We start from the raw sequence: 698 nt of genomic DNA on the forward strand, positions 1-698 counted from the left end.
GCGCCGTGCTGTCCGGGCGGGGGCGGGTAACCCCCGGAGGACTGGTCGTCCTGGGGCGGCCGTTGGCCGCCGGAGTCACCCTGTCCCTGCTGACCGTACGGGTCGTCCGGGGAGGGATCGTTGGGATGGGACATGGCTCGGCTTCCTTGATAGTGCGGGAGCTGGATCTACTTGAGGAGTCGCATGCTCAACGGGTAGCGATACCACGCTCCCTTGTTCGCGCCCGAGGCTCCCATCACGCCGAGGATGATCGAGACGATCCACACCAGGGCGATGAGCAGAGAGCCGATCCAGGACATGTCTCCGAAGAAGATACCCAGCCCGACGTACAGAACGCCCGCGAACACGTAAGGGATCAACAGAGTGATCTGGAAGTTGGCGGCCTCCGCCGCGTGGTGGCGGACGAAGGGCGACGTCGTGCGCTTGGCGAAGTAGACGGCCAGCGGCGGGATCCAGCCCAGGAAGGCGATCATGAACCCGGTCAGGTGCGCGATCATCGCCACCAGGATGTCCTTGCCGCCGGTCGCCGCGGGTGGTGGGGCGAAGCCGTGCGTCGGCATGCCGGTGCCCACCGCACCCTCCGCGTACCCCGCGGGCGCGGGCGGCCGGGGTCCCGACTGCGGGGGGTGTCCCTGAGGGGGCGCCTGCTGTGCGTACTGCTGCCCGTACCCCGGTGGCGGGGCGGGCGGGGCGAAGCC

At 69.3% G+C, this 698-nt stretch carries 1 protein-coding gene; it reads right to left on the reverse strand.

What is annotated here, in order from left to right; genetic code table 11:
* Positions 1 to 167: 167 nt before the first annotated feature.
* The coding region (locus DSY14_RS29690; RefSeq protein WP_374224073.1) for a DUF4870 domain-containing protein at positions 168 to 698 on the reverse strand (531 nt) is incomplete at its 5' end.

Source organism: Nocardiopsis sp. MG754419, assembly GCF_018207095.1.
GTDB lineage: Bacteria > Actinomycetota > Actinomycetes > Streptosporangiales > Streptosporangiaceae > Nocardiopsis.